The 16,969-nt window shown below is 38.6% G+C and carries 15 protein-coding genes; 9 read left to right on the top strand and 6 right to left on the bottom strand.

The window, feature by feature from the left end; genetic code table 11:
- Window positions 1-93: 93 nt before the first annotated feature.
- The 5 genes from V7K41_RS22620 to V7K41_RS22600 form a co-directional block, all read right to left on the bottom strand.
- Window positions 94-387 (bottom strand): hypothetical protein, encoded by a 294-nt coding sequence (locus tag V7K41_RS22620; RefSeq protein ID WP_334851820.1) that lies wholly within the window; start codon window positions 385-387, stop codon window positions 94-96.
- Window positions 388-447: 60 nt separating this feature from the next.
- Entirely contained in the window at window positions 448-720 is a 273-nt protein-coding gene (locus V7K41_RS22615; RefSeq protein WP_334851818.1) for a hypothetical protein, read from the bottom strand.
- A 264-nt stretch (window positions 721-984) separates the two neighbouring features.
- On the bottom strand, window positions 985-1,374 hold the full coding sequence (locus V7K41_RS22610) for a hypothetical protein (RefSeq protein ID WP_334851816.1): 390 nt from the start codon (window positions 1,372-1,374) through the stop codon (window positions 985-987).
- A gap of 8 nt (window positions 1,375-1,382) precedes the next feature.
- Window positions 1,383-1,967, bottom strand: coding sequence for a hypothetical protein (locus V7K41_RS22605; RefSeq protein WP_334851815.1), 585 nt, complete (start codon window positions 1,965-1,967; stop codon window positions 1,383-1,385).
- A gap of 97 nt (window positions 1,968-2,064) precedes the next feature.
- Entirely contained in the window at window positions 2,065-2,934 is an 870-nt protein-coding gene (locus V7K41_RS22600; RefSeq protein WP_334851813.1) for a hypothetical protein, read from the bottom strand.
- A gap of 112 nt (window positions 2,935-3,046) precedes the next feature.
- Here V7K41_RS22600 and V7K41_RS22595 point away from each other — a divergent pair, with 112 nt between their 5' ends.
- The 8 genes from V7K41_RS22595 to V7K41_RS22560 are packed head-to-tail and all read left to right on the top strand — an operon-like array spanning window position 3,047 to window position 9,100.
- Entirely contained in the window at window positions 3,047-3,376 is a 330-nt protein-coding gene (locus V7K41_RS22595) for a hypothetical protein (RefSeq protein WP_334851811.1), read from the top strand.
- On the top strand, window positions 3,377-3,724 hold the full coding sequence (locus V7K41_RS22590; RefSeq protein WP_334851809.1) for a hypothetical protein: 348 nt from the start codon (window positions 3,377-3,379) through the stop codon (window positions 3,722-3,724). It begins immediately after the preceding gene.
- Complete coding sequence (locus tag V7K41_RS22585) at window positions 3,711-4,307, top strand: hypothetical protein (protein ID WP_334851807.1); 597 nt, start codon at window positions 3,711-3,713, stop codon at window positions 4,305-4,307. Before V7K41_RS22590 ends, V7K41_RS22585 begins: the two co-directional genes overlap by 14 nt.
- Window positions 4,304-4,942, top strand: coding sequence for a hypothetical protein (locus V7K41_RS22580; RefSeq protein WP_334851806.1), 639 nt, complete (start codon window positions 4,304-4,306; stop codon window positions 4,940-4,942). Before V7K41_RS22585 ends, V7K41_RS22580 begins: the two co-directional genes overlap by 4 nt.
- A gap of 49 nt (window positions 4,943-4,991) precedes the next feature.
- Window positions 4,992-7,550, top strand: a complete 2,559-nt coding sequence (locus V7K41_RS22575; RefSeq protein ID WP_334851804.1) for a hypothetical protein — start codon at window positions 4,992-4,994, stop codon at window positions 7,548-7,550.
- A complete protein-coding gene (locus V7K41_RS22570) occupies window positions 7,551-8,018 on the top strand; it encodes a hypothetical protein (RefSeq protein WP_334851803.1) in 468 nt (155 codons plus the stop codon).
- 46 nt (window positions 8,019-8,064) lie between these two features.
- Window positions 8,065-8,292: a hypothetical protein gene (locus V7K41_RS22565; RefSeq protein ID WP_334851801.1), complete on the top strand. Its 228-nt coding sequence runs from the start codon at window positions 8,065-8,067 to the stop codon at window positions 8,290-8,292.
- A complete protein-coding gene (locus V7K41_RS22560; protein ID WP_334851799.1) occupies window positions 8,282-9,100 on the top strand; it encodes a hypothetical protein in 819 nt (272 codons plus the stop codon). Before V7K41_RS22565 ends, V7K41_RS22560 begins: the two co-directional genes overlap by 11 nt.
- A gap of 214 nt (window positions 9,101-9,314) precedes the next feature.
- Here the strand turns inward: V7K41_RS22560 and V7K41_RS22555 are convergent, their stop codons facing one another.
- Window positions 9,315-10,598: a tyrosine-type recombinase/integrase gene (locus tag V7K41_RS22555; protein ID WP_334851797.1), complete on the bottom strand. Its 1,284-nt coding sequence runs from the start codon at window positions 10,596-10,598 to the stop codon at window positions 9,315-9,317.
- 359 nt (window positions 10,599-10,957) lie between these two features.
- Here V7K41_RS22555 and V7K41_RS22550 point away from each other — a divergent pair, with 359 nt between their 5' ends.
- A complete protein-coding gene (locus V7K41_RS22550; RefSeq protein ID WP_334851795.1) occupies window positions 10,958-16,963 on the top strand; it encodes a translocation/assembly module TamB domain-containing protein in 6,006 nt (2,001 codons plus the stop codon).
- The last annotated feature ends 6 nt before the right edge of the window (window positions 16,964-16,969 follow it).

The following is a 16,969-nucleotide window of genomic DNA, read 5'->3' as shown; positions in this document are numbered from 1 at the left end:
CTGTCCCAAAATTGCAGTTTCTTTTTTTGAGTTACAGAAAGGGTAGAACCAGCCGGAAAAATTTCTCCAGTAGTCGGATTAATCCAGAACGGCTTACTGTTGTACTTGCTCCTTCCGTTGCTTGCACTGCAAATAGGCTTTGGAGATAATTTTCTGCCATTCATTGTAATTCCCTAACTGTAACTTTCCTAGCGTTTGTGAAAGAAAACTGATTACATAATTTTCGTCAAAAGTTACAATCACCGCGCTAGTTTCGCGCTTGCTTTGTCCCCTGATTTTTGTGTTCAGCTTTAACTGATAACCTTCGGGGGTTAGCATTGACGGGTGTAATCCAAAGCGATAAGGATTACCGTAAAGATTAGTCCAGTAAATACACTTTTCTTCCATGTCTCTATCCTTTGTGTGAATAGTTATTAGAGAACTTCTCTAATAACTATAAAGATTAGGTCAGGAAACTTGTAACTCGTCAAGTTTCTCTTGTCCAATGCCAGAGTTGATTTCCTCTAATATTTCTAAAGCTTTTTCAAACCTATTTTGTTGCAATTCCCATGCAGCATTTTTCATGATGCTAATCATTGCTGGCAAATCTTTTATCCGTGATTCTACTTTAGGTAGTTGTCCTAATTGTTCTACCTCAGTAGCGAGTGAGTTCAACTCTAACCCTACGTGTCTTAACTGAGATACTAGTGCTTTTCTTCCATCATTTTTAGCAACTTTCATTTTTTGTCCTTGTTTTTGCGGTAGTTCTTCAATAAATTCAGCATAGTACTTGTTTTTTTTGACAAGCGATTACGCAAGTAATTGTAATAGTCCGTTACAAATGCGTATATGTACGTAAATTACGAATTTTGTATGAAGTTTATGTGTAGTTTTACGAAGAGTATGTTTGCATTATTGCCTTATATACCGAGCTAATAGAAAAAGCATTGAGTGTAAAGAACTCAATGCTTGTGATGGAAGAATAAAAGTTTTAAATTTTACTGTTTAAGCTAGCGCTTCAAGTTTAAGTTTCCATTGCGCAAAAGAACTTAAAGAATAACGATTAATTAATCTATGTGAAAAAATACAAGCGATAGCTCGACTAATAGAAACTGAATCTTGAAATTCTTTAGGTACTGGAAGTTCTCGAATAATAGAATGGGTAGACACTGGAATATAAATATTTGGAGACTGACTACTGTCTGAATAGAAAAAACTAATGTAAGCACCACTCCTGATTTTTAATTTGTCCCAGTCTTGCTGATTTAAAATAGTGGTTTTAATCCTGAAAATTTCACTTAAGGTAGAAAATGGGAACAATTGCCACTCATTTGAAAGTGTGACTTCTCCTAACTGTTCCCATGTTCCCAACTGATCGACAATTGTTGCAACCATGTTGATAATTACACCGATACTCTTGCTAGAGTCACATATTGATTACCGTATCCGATTACTAAATCCGCCCTTCCTCGCGTACCGATTATTTTATCTGTCTCTCCTTGGGTATTTAACTTGGAATAGAAAGCTGTGATTGTGGTTGCTAAATCAGGTGTTGCACCTGTTTCTACAAATGGTATTTGGTGATGAGCTTGCCCGTTTTTTTTATCGTAAAACTTTATCCACCGACCATGTGCGGTAGTTGCCGGAACTACAATAGCGGTATCATCACCATAAAACCAGCGCACCTTAACAATTGGTAGCTTACTTCCTTTAGTAATTTCAATCACAGCAGTATTGGCAGGGGCAGCAGCAGTTAATCCAGCGGCAATAAGTCCACCCCACAGGGTTACAGTTCCTTCAGGAATTTTTACTTTAAATACACGAGTTATATCAAGAGGGTCGCGATAATAAGCTTGTATGTAATCTGTATCTAATTTTGGAGTGTACGGTTTAGGATTTGCTTGCTTTTCTGCTAATTTTGCAGCAGCTTGAGCACGCTTAATTTTGGCTAATTCTTCTAGTTCAACCGCACTTTTGCGACGTGACATATTTTTTAAGTCTTATTAATTACTTCTCAACCATAGCAAGCATTTACACCTTATTTTTCTGAGGAAAGTTTATATGTTTCCGATTTTATTTATTTTGTTAGATATCAACTAATGCCCGATAACGAAAAGTAGTATCAACCAAAAACAATGGTTGTGGTTCGCCGGGAATTAAACAATATGCATAACGAAAACGAACATTGCTTACCCTACGATAAGCTTTTACTTTTTTGGTTTTACCTAAAACAACTTGAGTTTTAGTAACTTCACCGACAGTACTATTTTTTTTAGGAGTACTTAAAGTTATTTTTTCTTCATCAAAAGGTACGTCCACAACATTGCAAATTCTTTTATAAATATCAACAGCGTCACCTTCAGTATTGGCGAGTATTCTACGACCATTTGCAAAACCATTTTTAGGGTCTTTGTAAATTACTCCTAATTTTCCTTTAGTTAAAATTATCCCTCGTTTGGATTCTACAAATTGTGTTTTTATTTCTTTAGCTATTTCTATTAATTTAGTTTTTAAATTAATAGATGTATTTTCTAATTCCATTAATCTAACACTATACTCGGCATCTGCTTTACGAGCCTGTCCAACAGCAACAGCTTCAGAATCTTGTGAAAAATAAAATACTATTTTAGGATGTCCAATAACCGGAGGTTCTATAGCTTCTTGGGAACCATAATAAACTAATAAATTTTTTCTTCCATAACCTAACAAGTCAAATAATAGATGATGTCTTAAGCTCATCATCAGTTGATTATCGCTATCAACCATTGTGCAAGCAACTCTTAAGGCACTTCTAGGACTTGCAATATTAGGCTTCCAATCATTACCTAAATCACTAAAATAATTTTTTACAAGTACATTGTGTTGAGGGATGTAAATTTTTTGTAAATGTTCAAAGGGATTAAAGTTATCAGGTAATTTATCGTCCGGTGGTGGGGCTGGAGCTATAGTAGTCATTTGATTAATATTGTAAATGTAATATTTTATATATTATACTTACACTATAAAAGGAAGGATATTCAAAGTTATTAGATAATTTCTCTGATAACTATCAATAAACAAGGAAAACATGGCAGAACCAACTTTAGTGCAAGTTTTTGGAACTGGTACAACTCAAGACGCTACTACGATTACAATTTTAAAAGTCAATTTACCGCGTCTAACTCCATCAGCTACAAATACGGCTGAAAGTTTGCTTACTGGAATTTTGTTAAAGGCTAAAGATGGACTAATGAGAACTACTTTTGATACAAACATAGACCAAAGTCTTTATGTTGAGGGAGGATTCGCACAGTTTGTATTTAGAGGCACTAACAATGACGGTTATCGAGTTGACCAATTAACTGTTAGTTTGGCTAGACCAGACGATGCTTCGATTATTGATCCAAACAATTATTAAATGAATACTCTTTCTCTTAGTCAAATATTTGGTGATGGAGCTTTTCAAAATGAACACGCTTTAGTAATCACTAAAGCTTCTTTAGTTAAGCTAATTCCGGTAGTGAATAACACTACTGAAAGTCTTCTAATAGCAATCTTATTAACTGCATTATCTAATTTTAAAGGAGATATTACAGACGAAAATAATAATGTAATAACAGATGAAAACAAGCAACCAATTGAATTTGATAATTCTAATTCCTTTGAGTTTTTGAAATTGGTTGTTTGGAATCCTTCTCAGATTAAAAGAGGAAATTTTTATTACTTGCTTAATCAAATTATAATTTTCAACTATGTCGCAGATTAAAGATTTAGGGATTGAAAAGTTAGAGCCGAATAATAACGATATTCTTCCTATTCAGCAAGCAGATGGAGTAACTAACCATATCACTAGAAAAAACTTTTTAAAAGGTGTTTTTAACAATAGCTCTAACTCAGCGTTTATTCAATTACTAGACAAAAAGCCATCAGGGACAAATGGTGGTTTTGCTGTTACTTCTCAATGGTCTACACGAATAATTAATACTATTCAATATGATGATACAGGTTTAGTTGTGCTTAAAAATAATTTATTTAAATTACCGTCTGGAACTTATGAGTTAGAAGGTGATTTTACTTTTTATGCAATGTCTGATATTAAATTACGACTTCAAAACACAACCGACGATGTAACTTTTTTGTATGGAATAAACGCTTACTTTCAAGCTTCTACTAATGGAGCGGCTTTACAAATGCCGATAAAAGGAAAATTTACTATAGAAGAAAATAAATATTTAGCAATACAGTACTGGGCAAAACCAGCAAGTGTCATTAGCCAATATAATTTTGGTGGTAGCGTGAGTGATGGCTCACCTGAGATTTACGCTTTATTAAATATAAAAAAAATATGACAACAATTAGTTATTGTGTTAATCAAAAATCAACAGTCGAATTTCAGTTTAATAGTCAACAAAAACAAATTTATCAATCTGAATCAGGCGTAAATGTAACTACAATAACTCCTGGTAGCAATAATTTATTGAAATGCGGGAAAAGTGTTAAAGTTCCAAATGACTGGACAAGTGTTGAAATATGGCTTTATGGAATTGTATTTATTGCTCCAAGTTACCCTGATTGTCCATCAACTTATTATGAGTTGTTGGTAGGAACTGCAACTCCAAATCAAACGCTAACTTTAATAGAAACAGCACGCTTAGATGTATGCACTAACGCTCATATAATGTCAATTCCTGAATTGGGTTATAGCAATTTTGAGAGACAATGGAATGGCGGAACTGTTGGTATAGGACTAAAAGGAAATACTGACAAATGCACAATTCAAATAATAGATTCTATGGGACGTATTTTTAGCAAAACTAGTGAATGTCCTATTAAATATACTGTAGCTTGTGGTGATGATTGTCCAGAAGGATTTTGTAAATGTGAAATATCTGAATACCCTGGTTATTGTTGTTTAAACTGCAATGCTACAGCTAGAAGTATTAGAGATATTACAAATAATTTAAGAGTAAAAAATTATGGTTAGTACTTGCGAAAGTTTAGCGGCTGAGATTGCAGCATTAAGAGCAGAAATAGTGGGATTAAAAACATTATCAGAATCGCAAGTTAAAACAATTGTTCAAAATGTTTTAAACCCTAAGATTAATGAAATTACTTATAAGCTTGAAGCTGCAACAATTACTACAAATAATATTGCATATAAAACAACAACATTTGAGTCTACTTTGCGACAAATGCAAGCGGTGATTAATAATTCTGCTGGTACAGCCAATACAGCGTTAAAAATTGCTAACAATGCAAATAGCACAGCTAATACAGCTAATGGTACTGCGAATAGTGCTAAAAATACGGCTAATTACAGTAATCAGGAAACTATTAAGGCTAGAGGAGAGGCGGAAGTTGCGCAGATAAAGGCAAATAGATCCATCTCTGTGGCAAGTCAAGCTGATATAGATGCTAAAAATGCTTTTAGTCATGCAGGTACATCCGCGAATATAGCAAATAAAGCTTTAGATGAAGCTTATAATGCTCAAAATAAAGCTTTTACTGCTGAAAGAAAAGCTGCTAATTCACTCGACATTTCAAGACAAGCAGCATTAGATTCTAGATTAGCAGCAGGAATAGCAAATCAAGCAGATTTTAAAGCGGGTAACGCTGTCAATAGGTCAGTGGAAGCAGTTGGTAGTTCAAAGTCAGCAGTAGTTACAGCATCAGAAGCAGTCAAAGTTTCTTTAAATACATCTGTTGAGGTTTCTGGATTGCGCGGTGTAGTTAATGGTATCGGGAGTCGCATTGATGGGTTGGGACGAGCTATAGGAGTGCTGGAAGCAAAAACAGCCACAGCAATAACAAATGCTGCAAAAGCAGTAGGAATTAGCAGTGAAGCGTTAGCTGCTACTGGGCGATTAGCGGGTAGGATACTGGAGATATTTCAAATTATTGGCGCAATTGCGACGCTAATAGAACAGCTTGCGACACTAAATGTGTTGGGTGGACGTATTGACGCGGTAGAGCGTGAGTTACAGTTTTTGAGCGCTAGTGTATCAGGCATTCTTGGTAAATTACTTGGATTACAAAACCGCATCGGACGCAATGAAGCGCTGATCGCCGAAGTCAAGAACGTTGCACTTGATGCCAAAGGCATTGGTGAAGCTGCAAAATTTCAAGCTAAAGCAGCGCAAGTAACAGCGACTCGTGCTGAAAACTTTGCACAAACAGCAAACAATAATGCAAAACAAGCACAATTAACTGCTGATGGCGCGGTAAGAAATGCAGCGATTGCAAATGAAAATGCTACTATTGCATTTCAAAAAGCTACAGAATCACAAATAACAGCGAATAAGGCAACATCATTGGCAGGAAAAGCTGGTAATTTAGCGGGAACTGCTTTAGAAAAAGGTGGGCAAGCTCTCGGCATAGGTCTTACTGCACTTTCTTTGATCCAATTATTAAGGTTACGTCCGGGTATTCCTGGACTAAGAGGAGAGAAAGGGGTGCAAGGAATTCCCGGAAAAGACGGAGTTGTAACAATCATTCAAGTGCCTGGGGTTCCTGGTAGAGATGGACGGGACGGGCAGAATGGTTTAAATGGTAGAAACGGTTTACCAGGAAAGAACGGAGTAGATGGCATGAATTCAACACAAGAAGCAAGTTTGAGAGCGTTAATAATTCAACAACATCAAGAAACAAGAAGTATTTTAGGCGGTGCAATTGCAGGAATAAAAGCTAGTATCACAAGTGGTTTAGCTTCTGTTGCGAGTATTTCAAGTTCTGTCATTGGTGGTGCGAATACAGCATTACTAACTGTTATTAATAACAAATTAGGTCAACAAGTTACAGGCGGAATTAGCGGATTAGTTACAAGCATTGCTCAAAATAGTTATTTAGATAAAGTAGTCAATGTGATGACTTTTGCAGCAACAATACACAATGCATTGATGTTAAGCAATAATTTAGGTCAAACTTTAATTGCAATCATTAACCAAGTCACAGGGTTTATTTTGCCTAAAGGCTTGGATGGTACACCTATAAATTTTAGTGAATCACTTGGTAAACTTGTTCATTTAGTAATTGCAGATGCCATTGGCGAAGAAAACTATAAAACATTAAGTGAAGATTGGCAAAAAGCTAATAGAATTTATCAAGCGACAAGCAATGTTTTTAATAGTATTTCTAATTTAGGTGCAGTAATTACCGCAGGCTTGGAAGTAGTAGCTGGTAATGTAGCAGCAATTGGAAATGCTCTTAAAAAGTGGGGCGCTGTTGGAGAAAAAGCTTACAAATTTATGAATCCTCAACCTAATCTTAAAGGTAAGTTTTTTGAATATTTAACTATTGCAGAGGAAAAAGCTCAAGCTATTGCAATGGTTGTGGCTATACCGATAGCAATCAAAGAAGCACTCGGAGGTATTAACAGTAGCGTTGCTGATTTAAAGCGTGAGATTGCACAAGAAGACCCGAAAGATGAATATGGACATCCTGTTAAAGATAAAGAGGGTAAAGTAGTACATTACAAACCAGGTTTAGAAATACCTGTTCCTGTTGTTGCTGACACTGAAAATGAACAAGCAAAAGCTGATAGTACTAATTTCTTTGAGTTGGTATTAGAAGATATTTTCGATGGAGGAGATTAAGTGAATAATAATATAAAAATTATTGCTGCTACTCCACAATCACCATCTATTGCAATAAGTTTGGAATCAACTGGCATTTTTTTAGGAATATTAGTTAGTGTTTCACTACTTGCAGGAGTAGGGATTAAGTTGGTATCTAATTTCAATAAAATTGCTTCAGATATTAGAGATTTAAAAGATGACTTGAAAAATCATTGTAGTACAGAAGGACACGAAAAAGTGATTCAGCAAGTTAAACTTTTGCAAACAGAGTTTAATGCACATGATAAAATGTTAGGTGTTCATTTGATGAATTTTGAAAATAGAAAGGAGGCTGTACAGTTTTTATTTGGACAAATGGATCAAAAAATCGACCATAAGTGTGAGCGATGGGATAATGAATTAAAAGAGTTGAAAATAGATGTGAAAGAAGTACAAGGATTCTTGAGAAAACATGAATCTTTTGTAATTAGAAATAGACAAGATTAGTTGAAAGTTGTTAGATAACTTATTGGATAACTTTAGAGGTAAGGGAATGAGATGTAAGTTTGAAGTGACTAGCTTAACGCGATACGCTGGTATCCCTAGTGTTAAAGTGGAATTACATCCAGCAATGGGACAGGATGAAGAGGATAGAAAGTTTTGGAAAATTACACCAACCGGAAAAATTGAATTGATGATTGATGATTCTAATAATGTGAATTATTTTGAGGTAGGAAAAGAATATTATTTAGACTTTTCTGAGGTTGAAAATGTTAGGTAAATTACCATATTGCGCTTTGTCTTTTGGTGGTGGTGTTCAATCATCAGCGATTTATCTAATGTTAATATATGAACCTTGGAGATTATTAGAGGTAATGGGAGAGTTACCGGATAAGGTTTACTTCGCTGATACTGGGGCGGAAACTCAAAATACTTATAAAGCAGTTGAATATATGCAATCTTTTAAAAGCATAGCTTTTAAGATTGAGGTTGTAAGTAATGGGAATATTTTAGAGAGACAATATACTAGTGGCGATTTCAATCCTTTGTTTCCGTTTTTTATTAAACAAATTGACGGTAATATCGGAATGGCAAAACGACAATGTACAAGTGAGTATAAAATTCGTGCTATTCAAAAAGCTTGCAGAGAAGCTTTTAAGTTGACTAATGTAAAGCTAATGGTTCCAACAATTTCTCAATGGCTCGGCATATCAATTGATGAACCGGAGAGAATTAAAATTAGTGAAGGCACTGCTTTTGTTACTCGATATCCACTTGTAGAATTAGGTTGGGATAGAGATAGATGTGTTGATTATTGCTTAAGGTGGAAGTGGACGCCAACTAAGTCACGATGCTTTATGTGCCCGTATCAAAGTGATGCTAATTGGTTGGAGCTTAAGCGTGATAGTCCTGATGAATTTGAAAATGCTTGTTTGGTAGATGAAAAAATTAGGGAAACAATGCTATGGCGTGATGCAAGCACTTCAAAGTGTTACTTGCATCGGTCGTGTGTGCCGTTGAGAGAAGTGCAATTTAAAGGTGAAAATGACCTATTTGCTGATGAATGTCAAGGGATGTGTGCTATTTAGTGCCCTGGAGTGACTTTGATTTTCCTGAAACCATTGGTATATATAGCTTTTAGCAATATTGCTTTTAAAAATAAAACTGATTTTAATCATTAATCGATTATTTTGGTCAATGGCATACACAAAAAATCCCCTGAAGTGCTTACTGCTAGGGGATTTATGAGTTATTAGATTCCATTATCTAACAACTTTGTAGATCATCTCTCTATTCGCATTTTTAAATGTCTCTTAACACTCTTTCTTTATCAGGTTGAAGGTAGTATTTAATGAGATTATCTACGCTATTCCCACAACTATCTGCCAACAATCCTAAGTCAGCGCCATTATTGGCTTGAATACTAATAAAAGTATGACGGGTTGAATAAGGCTTAAGGTAGCCATGAATTAATCCCCTTTCCGCAAGTCTAGTAACAACCCCAGGATATTCATAAAATTTGCCTTGCTGGTTTTTGTGATTGTTATGATTCCAACCAACTCTAATTTTAGGTGAATCGTAATACGTGCCTTTATTGCTAAAAACTAATTCATCTGGTTGCTTACTTTCTCCTTTTAGATTGATTAATAAATTAATCAATCTATTCATGTTTTTCATTTTAAACCATCTGATTACTTCCGTTTTTGTGGTTTTAGATTTTTTTAGCGAATAAGAATAACTTTCGTCAAAAACTATCCATCCAGTTTCAAACTTAATATCTTTCCATTTTAAAGCAAACGCTTCACCATGCCTGCACCCAGTAAGAAACAAAAACTCTATTAATGGCGCTATCTTTTTCTCACCATCCTTCTCAGATAAGTAGAAAGCTTGAATTATTAAGTCTCGTTCTTCTATACTGTAAGCTTTGTAATCTTCTTCCTCTTGCAATTGTTTTGATTTTTTAGGAACTCTGTAAGAGTCTTTCACTTCGCTAAAGTAATCTCTATTCACTCCTAAATTGTTATTAATTGCCCATTGAGAAAGAGTAGACAAAGTTCCATACAAAGTTTTAGTTAAATATTTACCAGTTTTTTTTGTGTTCAGCGAACTAATGATTAAATTTGCTGTTTCTTCTCCGAAATCTTTATCGAGATAAGGTGCAAGCAAGTTTGTATAAGTAGTTTGGTAAAGTGTTCTGTGAGTTGATTCAGTTATTTGCTGAGTGTTTAATTTATAATTCATAAATTTTTCCCACAAGTCACCCAATTTTGGAAGTGTTTTAACTCCTGGCAATTGAATGACGGTAGCTAGCATCGGCTTGATATCCAAGTACTTAGCAAGGGTAGGGTCGAATAGTCCTCCGTCTGGATGGTCAATATCAGCTTGTATTCGTCTAGCTATGCCGTTAGCCCACTGTCTATTTTCTGGTGTATCTGCCCTACCTAATCCTTTATATGCTTGACGCTTGCTGTAGAACTCCTGACTTACTCTTGTGCTGAATTGTAAACGTAGAGAACCTTTGTCAATACTTATGTTTACATCAGCTAGTCGATTAGAACCCTTGGTATTTGAACGCTTTGAGTACATCTAGTAAACCTCTAGTAAAATCTAGTAATTTAGTTATTGAATAACCTTGTAATTATTAAAACACATTATGATTATCATTTTACGCATTGGTGTAATCATCTGTCCTTTTTAAGGTTTATTCATATTAAAGTTCGAGATTGTGCCTCAAGGAAAGTCATAAGAACAATTTTCACTCTATTCAGATTTTCCTGAAAACGCCAATATTATTAAGCATAAGTATTGGATCGAGCAAATACCGTAACTCAACCAATGAGGTCTTGGGTTTAGTTGGCGTATCCTGGAAATGGCATAGCGAACCAATGTGCCAGTTAATGCTTGTGTGTGCCAGCGACATCCGGCAATTAATACAGTGAAAGCAAATGACTAAATATTCCGATCGAGATCCTTACTACCTTTCTCCTAATCGCAAGCGTCTGTGGTTGCTGGTGTTGAGTCGGGGTAGCATTGCCTTGGGCGGACTTTTACTGTTAGGAGTTATTGTCGGTATTTGGCGGTTGTGGACTTTTGTTCAAACAGAGTTAACACCCTTGGCACAACAAAGTCTCACTACTACACTCAACCGTCCGGTAAAGCTGGGAAGAGTTACACAATTTTCGTTGACGGGAGTGCAGTTTGGGGCTTCAACTATCCCACCCACACCCACAGATCCAGATCGGGCCACAGTCGAATCTGTAGAGGTGGGTTTTGATCTGTTGCAACTAATCTTTAACCACCATTTAAAGCTAGATGTTACCTTAGTCAACCCAGATATTTACATTGAACAAGATGACCAAGGACGCTGGGTTTCCACTACTATAGCGTCGTCAGGTGTAGGGGCCGCCATTAAAACCGATTTGGAAAATCTGCGGTTTCGCAATGCCAAGCTGGCATTGATGCCGCAGAAGAGAGTAGGGGTAAATGAGGGAGCAGAGGGGCAGGGGGGCAGGGGGGCAGGGGGGCAGGGGAGCAGAGGGGCAGAGGAGCAGGGGGGCAAAGGAGAATACCAAGCTTCTAATTCAGAATTGGCTAAACGCCCTGCTACCACTAACAATACTCAGCACTTGCCTGTGCTATTTTCTCAACTCAACGGCTCTGCTCAACTTTTAGCAAACAACCAGTTGATACGGTTTGAAGTCGGGGGTCAAGCAGACAGTGGTGGTAATATTTCCATTCAGGGAGAGACACGCTCCAAGGTGCTAGCAGGGAACTTCCAGGTGCAAGCACAAGATTTTTTGGCTGAGAATATTACTCGGTTGATTAAGTTACCAGTGAACTTACAGGCGGGTCGAGCCAATGGCGACTTGTTGGTTCGGTTGACACCAGGACAGCAAACTTTGTTGTTTGGCAACGCTACTGTACAAGGGGTAACGCTGCAAATACCCAAAGTCCCGCAACTGTTGAGCAATAGCCAAGGAAACCTCCACTTCCAAGGAACGGAGTTGCAGTTAAATAATGTTACTAGCAACTACGGCAAAATTCCTTTAGTGGCTACGGGAATCATCGACACCAAAGCAGGCTTGAAGTTGGCAGCGCGTGTAAATGCGGTGAGTTTGGCGAATGCCCAGGAGACTCTCAAGGTAAAATTACCTGTACCGATCGCTGGACAAGTACAAGCTTCTTTGCAAATTACTGGATCGACAAAAGAGCCAATTCTCTCTGGCTCAGTTGCCACGATTCAAACTGCCCGAATTGATAAAGTTGATTTTAATAGTATCAGTAGTAAGTTTGAGCTTGCTACTAGTTCCTCTTTAATTACCCTAAAAGATATTCAAGGTAAAGCTAAAGTTGGTGGTGAGATTACGGGTGCTGGTACAATTCAACTTGGTAAAAGTCCGCAACTGGATTTAAATTTCGCTGCCAAGAATGTTCCAGGAGATGCGATCGCCAAAGTCTACGAAATAACACCCGCTTTTCAAATCGGCAATGTCTTAGGTACAGCTCAACTAACTGGCGCTCCTACCAATGTCCAAACTGTGGTACAGTTTCAAGCTCCCAATGGAACTTACCCCGGAACAGGCGAAGTTGCAATCGCTCCAAATCGCACCGTCTCTTTCCGTAATGTGGCTCTGAATCTCAGTGGTGGTACTGTCAGGGCAACTGGTAGTTATGCCAATGAGCGTTGGCAAGCTGTGGCTGTTGCCTCTGGGGTAAAATTAGAACCCTTTGTAAACAAAAGTCAACTGCAAAATGTCTCCTTGGCTGGGGCACAGTTCAATGGTCGTCTCATTCTCTCAGGCAGCACAGCACCATTTAAAATTGCCACAATTCGCAGTGATGGTGCAGGAGTTCAAATTGGTGGCGGCACAGTTGCAGTTTCTAATATCCAACTACAAGACCAAAGCTTCTCGGCTCAACTTGTAGCTAATGGTGTACGGTTGGGACAAATATTGAAACAGTCTCCCCCAGCTTTAAATAATCCTTTGGCGGGAACGTTCCAAATTGCAGGTAGCAGAGATGATTTCAGCCTGAAAACCTTCCGGGGCAGTGGTGAGGGCCGCCTTGCTATTGGTGGCGGTACGGTTACAGCCTCTAATATTCAAGTGGCGAATGGTGTATACCAGGCACAAGTTCAGGCTAAAAATGTGCCTGTGCGACAGTTGGCAACAGTGCCAAAGCAGTTTCAAGGGGCGTTAACTGGTCAGTTCGACGTAGCGGGTTCTGTTGATTCTTTTAAACCACAAACTATTCAAGCCAACGGTCAGGCGCGGGTAAATGTTGCGGGTGGAACTATTACAGCTTCTAATATCCAAGTGGCTAATGGTGTATACCAGGCACAAGTTCAGGCAACTAATGTACCTGTGCGGCAGTTGGCAGCAGTACCACCGCAATTTCGAGGGACGTTAACTGGTCAAGTAAATGTGACAGGTTCTGTTGATTCTTTTAAACCGCAAACTATCCAAGCCAACGGTCAGGCGCGGGTAAATGTTGCGGGTGGAACTATTACAGCCTCTAATATCCAAGTGGGTAATGGTGTATATCAGGCGCAAGTTCAGGCAACTAATGTACCTTTACAGCAGTTAGCAGCAGTACCACCGCAGTTTCGAGGGACGTTAACTGGTCAAGCAAACGTGGCGGGTTCTGTTGAATCCTTCCAACCACAAACTATCCAAGCTAACGGTCAGGGACGGCTGGATGTTGCAGGTGGAACGATCGCAGCCTCTAATATCCAATTGGCTAATAGTCGCTATCAAGCTGTAGTTGATGCTGCTGGTGTGGAATTAAATCGGTTAAATCAGCAATTGCGGGGTAAGTTTGGCGGTCGATTGCAATTAGCTGGCACGTTAGGATCGTCCAAATTAGCTGATGTGCGTGCTGCTGGACAGGTGCAATTATCTCAAGGTATCCCTGGTCTTGAGCAACCCTTGAGTGCTGCGATCGCTTGGAGTGGTGAAAGACTGACCATTGAGCGAGCAACTGCTCCCGGTTTAAGTGTGACTGGTAACATATTAGCCAATGCTACAAAGGCAGGTATACCGGAAATTACTGCCCTAAATCTCAACGTCCAGGCGCAGAATTACAACTTAAAACAGTTACCGATCGATCTTCCTAATCAAGTTGCTGTGGCGGGGAGAGTAGATTTTAATGGTCAAATCACTGGTAAGCTGCCCTTGCCAAATGTAGTAGGGCAAATTAATTTACGAGACTTGATTGTTCAAGATATTGCTTTTGAGCCGTTGTTAACTGGAAACATCGATTCAGCACAGGGACGCGGTTTGAGTTTGAACTTGGCGGGTAATAGCGATCGCTTATCCTTTAATTTAGATGCCAATAATCGCCCGAAATCTTTCTTAGTCAAATGGCAGCAAGCATCAGCCACAGGTCATGTCCAAGGGAATGATTGGGCACTGAAACTTGCAAATTTCCCCCTACAAATATTGAATTTGACTCCGCCACCCATTACTCGACTGGGTGCTGGTAAGATAGCTGGATTGTTAACTGGGGATTTGCTGTTTAATCAGCAGACATTGGCAACAACGGGGAATTTAGCGATCGCTAATCCCCAAATTGGCCGGATTAAAGGCGATCGAATAGCTGCTCAATTCCGCTACGGTGACGGTAAAGCCACACTCAGTAGTAGCGAATTTGCCAAAGGAAAAAGTAGCTACGCCCTTGTCGGTACTTTTGCTCAAAGCCCTAAAGGGCCTAAATTACAAGGTAAACTGAACGTCAAGCATGGTGAGATCCAAGATGTTCTAGCTGTAGCACAGGTATTTGATTTACAAAATTTGCCAGGTGGTTCAGCAGAAATCTACGGCACAGCAGCGGATCTGACTACCAACCCCCAAGGAACGCCAAATGAACCCTTATTAACCCAAATCCAACGGTTTTCTGAAATTGAAGCATTGGTGGCAGAACAGGAAGAACAGCGACTTAATTCCACTCCTATACCAGATTTGGCAGACTTAAAGGGGACTTTCAATGGGGAAGTGGCTGTAAATACAGCTACAGCCAATGGATTATCAGTGGATTTTAATTTGAATGGACAAAACTTTGCCTGGGGTAAAAAGGAAGAACAAAATCGTTTTTATACTGCCGATCAAGTGATTGCTGAAGGCAACTTTGAAAATGGTGTTTTGAGTTTGCGACCATTACGAATCCAGTCTCAAAACAAACTGATTGCGTTCACAGGTAACGTTGGCGGTGATGAACAATCTGGTCAGCTGCGGGTGAATAATTTTCCAGTACAACTACTAAATAATGTTGTCAAACTACCAGTTGGAATCACGGGTAATCTTAACGCTACAGCAGCTTTAGCAGGTAGTATTGCTAATCCCCAAGCTAGAGGGGAATTGCAAATCACAGAAGGAATACTAAATCAGAAGAAAATAGAGTCAGCAATAGCAAGTTTCAGCTATGCCAACGGACGCTTAAACTTTGGTAGTACTGTAGCGGTTGCTGGGCCAAAACCCGTTGATATTACTGGCAGTATCCCTTATAAATTGCCTTTTGCTTCCGTCGCACCAGACAGCGATCAAATCAGTTTAGATATGAAGTTGGAAAACGAGGGATTAGCACTGTTAAACGCATTGACTAATCAAGTGGTATTTGAGAAAGGTGAAGGAGAAGTAGACCTGAAAGTGCGGGGAACATTACAAAAACCCCAAGTAGATGGAATTGCTACTATTAATAATGCTACTTTTTCAGCCCAGGCTTTGCCACGTAAGCTCAGAGGTGTCACAGGTAGAGTACTGTTTAATTTTGACAGTATCTTAGTAGAAAATCTTCAAGGTAGATTTAGCCGTGGGACGGTAGAAGCTGCTGGTGAAATTCCCATTTTCAACAATGAGAACGTAACTATCAAAAATCCCCTAACTGTTAATCTCCAGCAGCTAGCGTTGAATCTTAAAGGACTTTACCAAGGAGGCGCTAGTGGCAATTTGCAGATTACTGGTTCTGCCCTTAATCCCATAATTGGCGGTAGAGTAAATTTATTTGATGGTAAAGTATTGCTGGCAGAATCTACCAATGCCACGACATCTGAGAATGGTAGTATTGGCGTATCACCCACAAAAGCCAATAAGCAGAGTAAATCTGAAATTGGAAATGGCACGGGAAATACTAACGCCAGATTTAATAATTTAGATTTGGAACTAGGTAAAAACGTCCAAATTACCCGTGACCCTATTCTCAACTTCCGCGCCACTGGTAATCTTATAGTTAACGGCTCAATCAATCAGCCTATACCCGATGGCACCATCCAGTTAGAAAAAGGAGGGGTAAATTTATTTACTACCCAATTTAACCTTGCTCGTGGCTATAAACACACTGCAACTTTTAGTCCTTCTCAACCCCGCGACCCCAACTTAGATATTCGGCTATTTGCCAAAGTACTGGATGTAACTCAAAGTAATGACTTCGGCCGGGTAAATTCCACAGGTTTATCAGCGTTAGAGGGTGTTCGAGTCGAAGCCACTATCAAAGGTTTAGCTAGCAAATTGAATGAAAATTTAGAATTAACAAGTAGTCCATCACGTAGTCAAACCGAAATTGTTGCTCTTTTGGGAGGTGGATTTGTAGACACCCAAGGACGTGCAGACAGTACTTTGGGTCTAATTAATATCGCCGGATCGGCTGTATTCAATAATTTTCAGTCAGCTTTTAACCAGATTGGGAGTACCTTTGGCTTAAGTGAACTGCGGATATTTCCTACCATTATTTCTGATAATCCTGAAGCTGGAAGAAGCAATTCAACTTTAGAATTAGCAGCGGAGGCTGGGGTTGACATTTCTTCCCAAATATCCGTTTCCAGTATTAAAATTTTGACAACAAACGATCCCTTCCAATGGGGTATTAATTATCGGATAAACAATGAATTTCGTGTGCGTGCTTCCACTAACTTAACTGATGACAGTCGTGCAGTCGTGGAATATCAAACACGGTTTTAAAGAAAT

The organism is Nostoc sp. (genome assembly GCF_036917415.1).
Classification (GTDB): domain Bacteria; phylum Cyanobacteriota; class Cyanobacteriia; order Cyanobacteriales; family Nostocaceae; genus Nostoc.
This window is presented reverse-complemented; position numbering and strand designations above follow the sequence as displayed.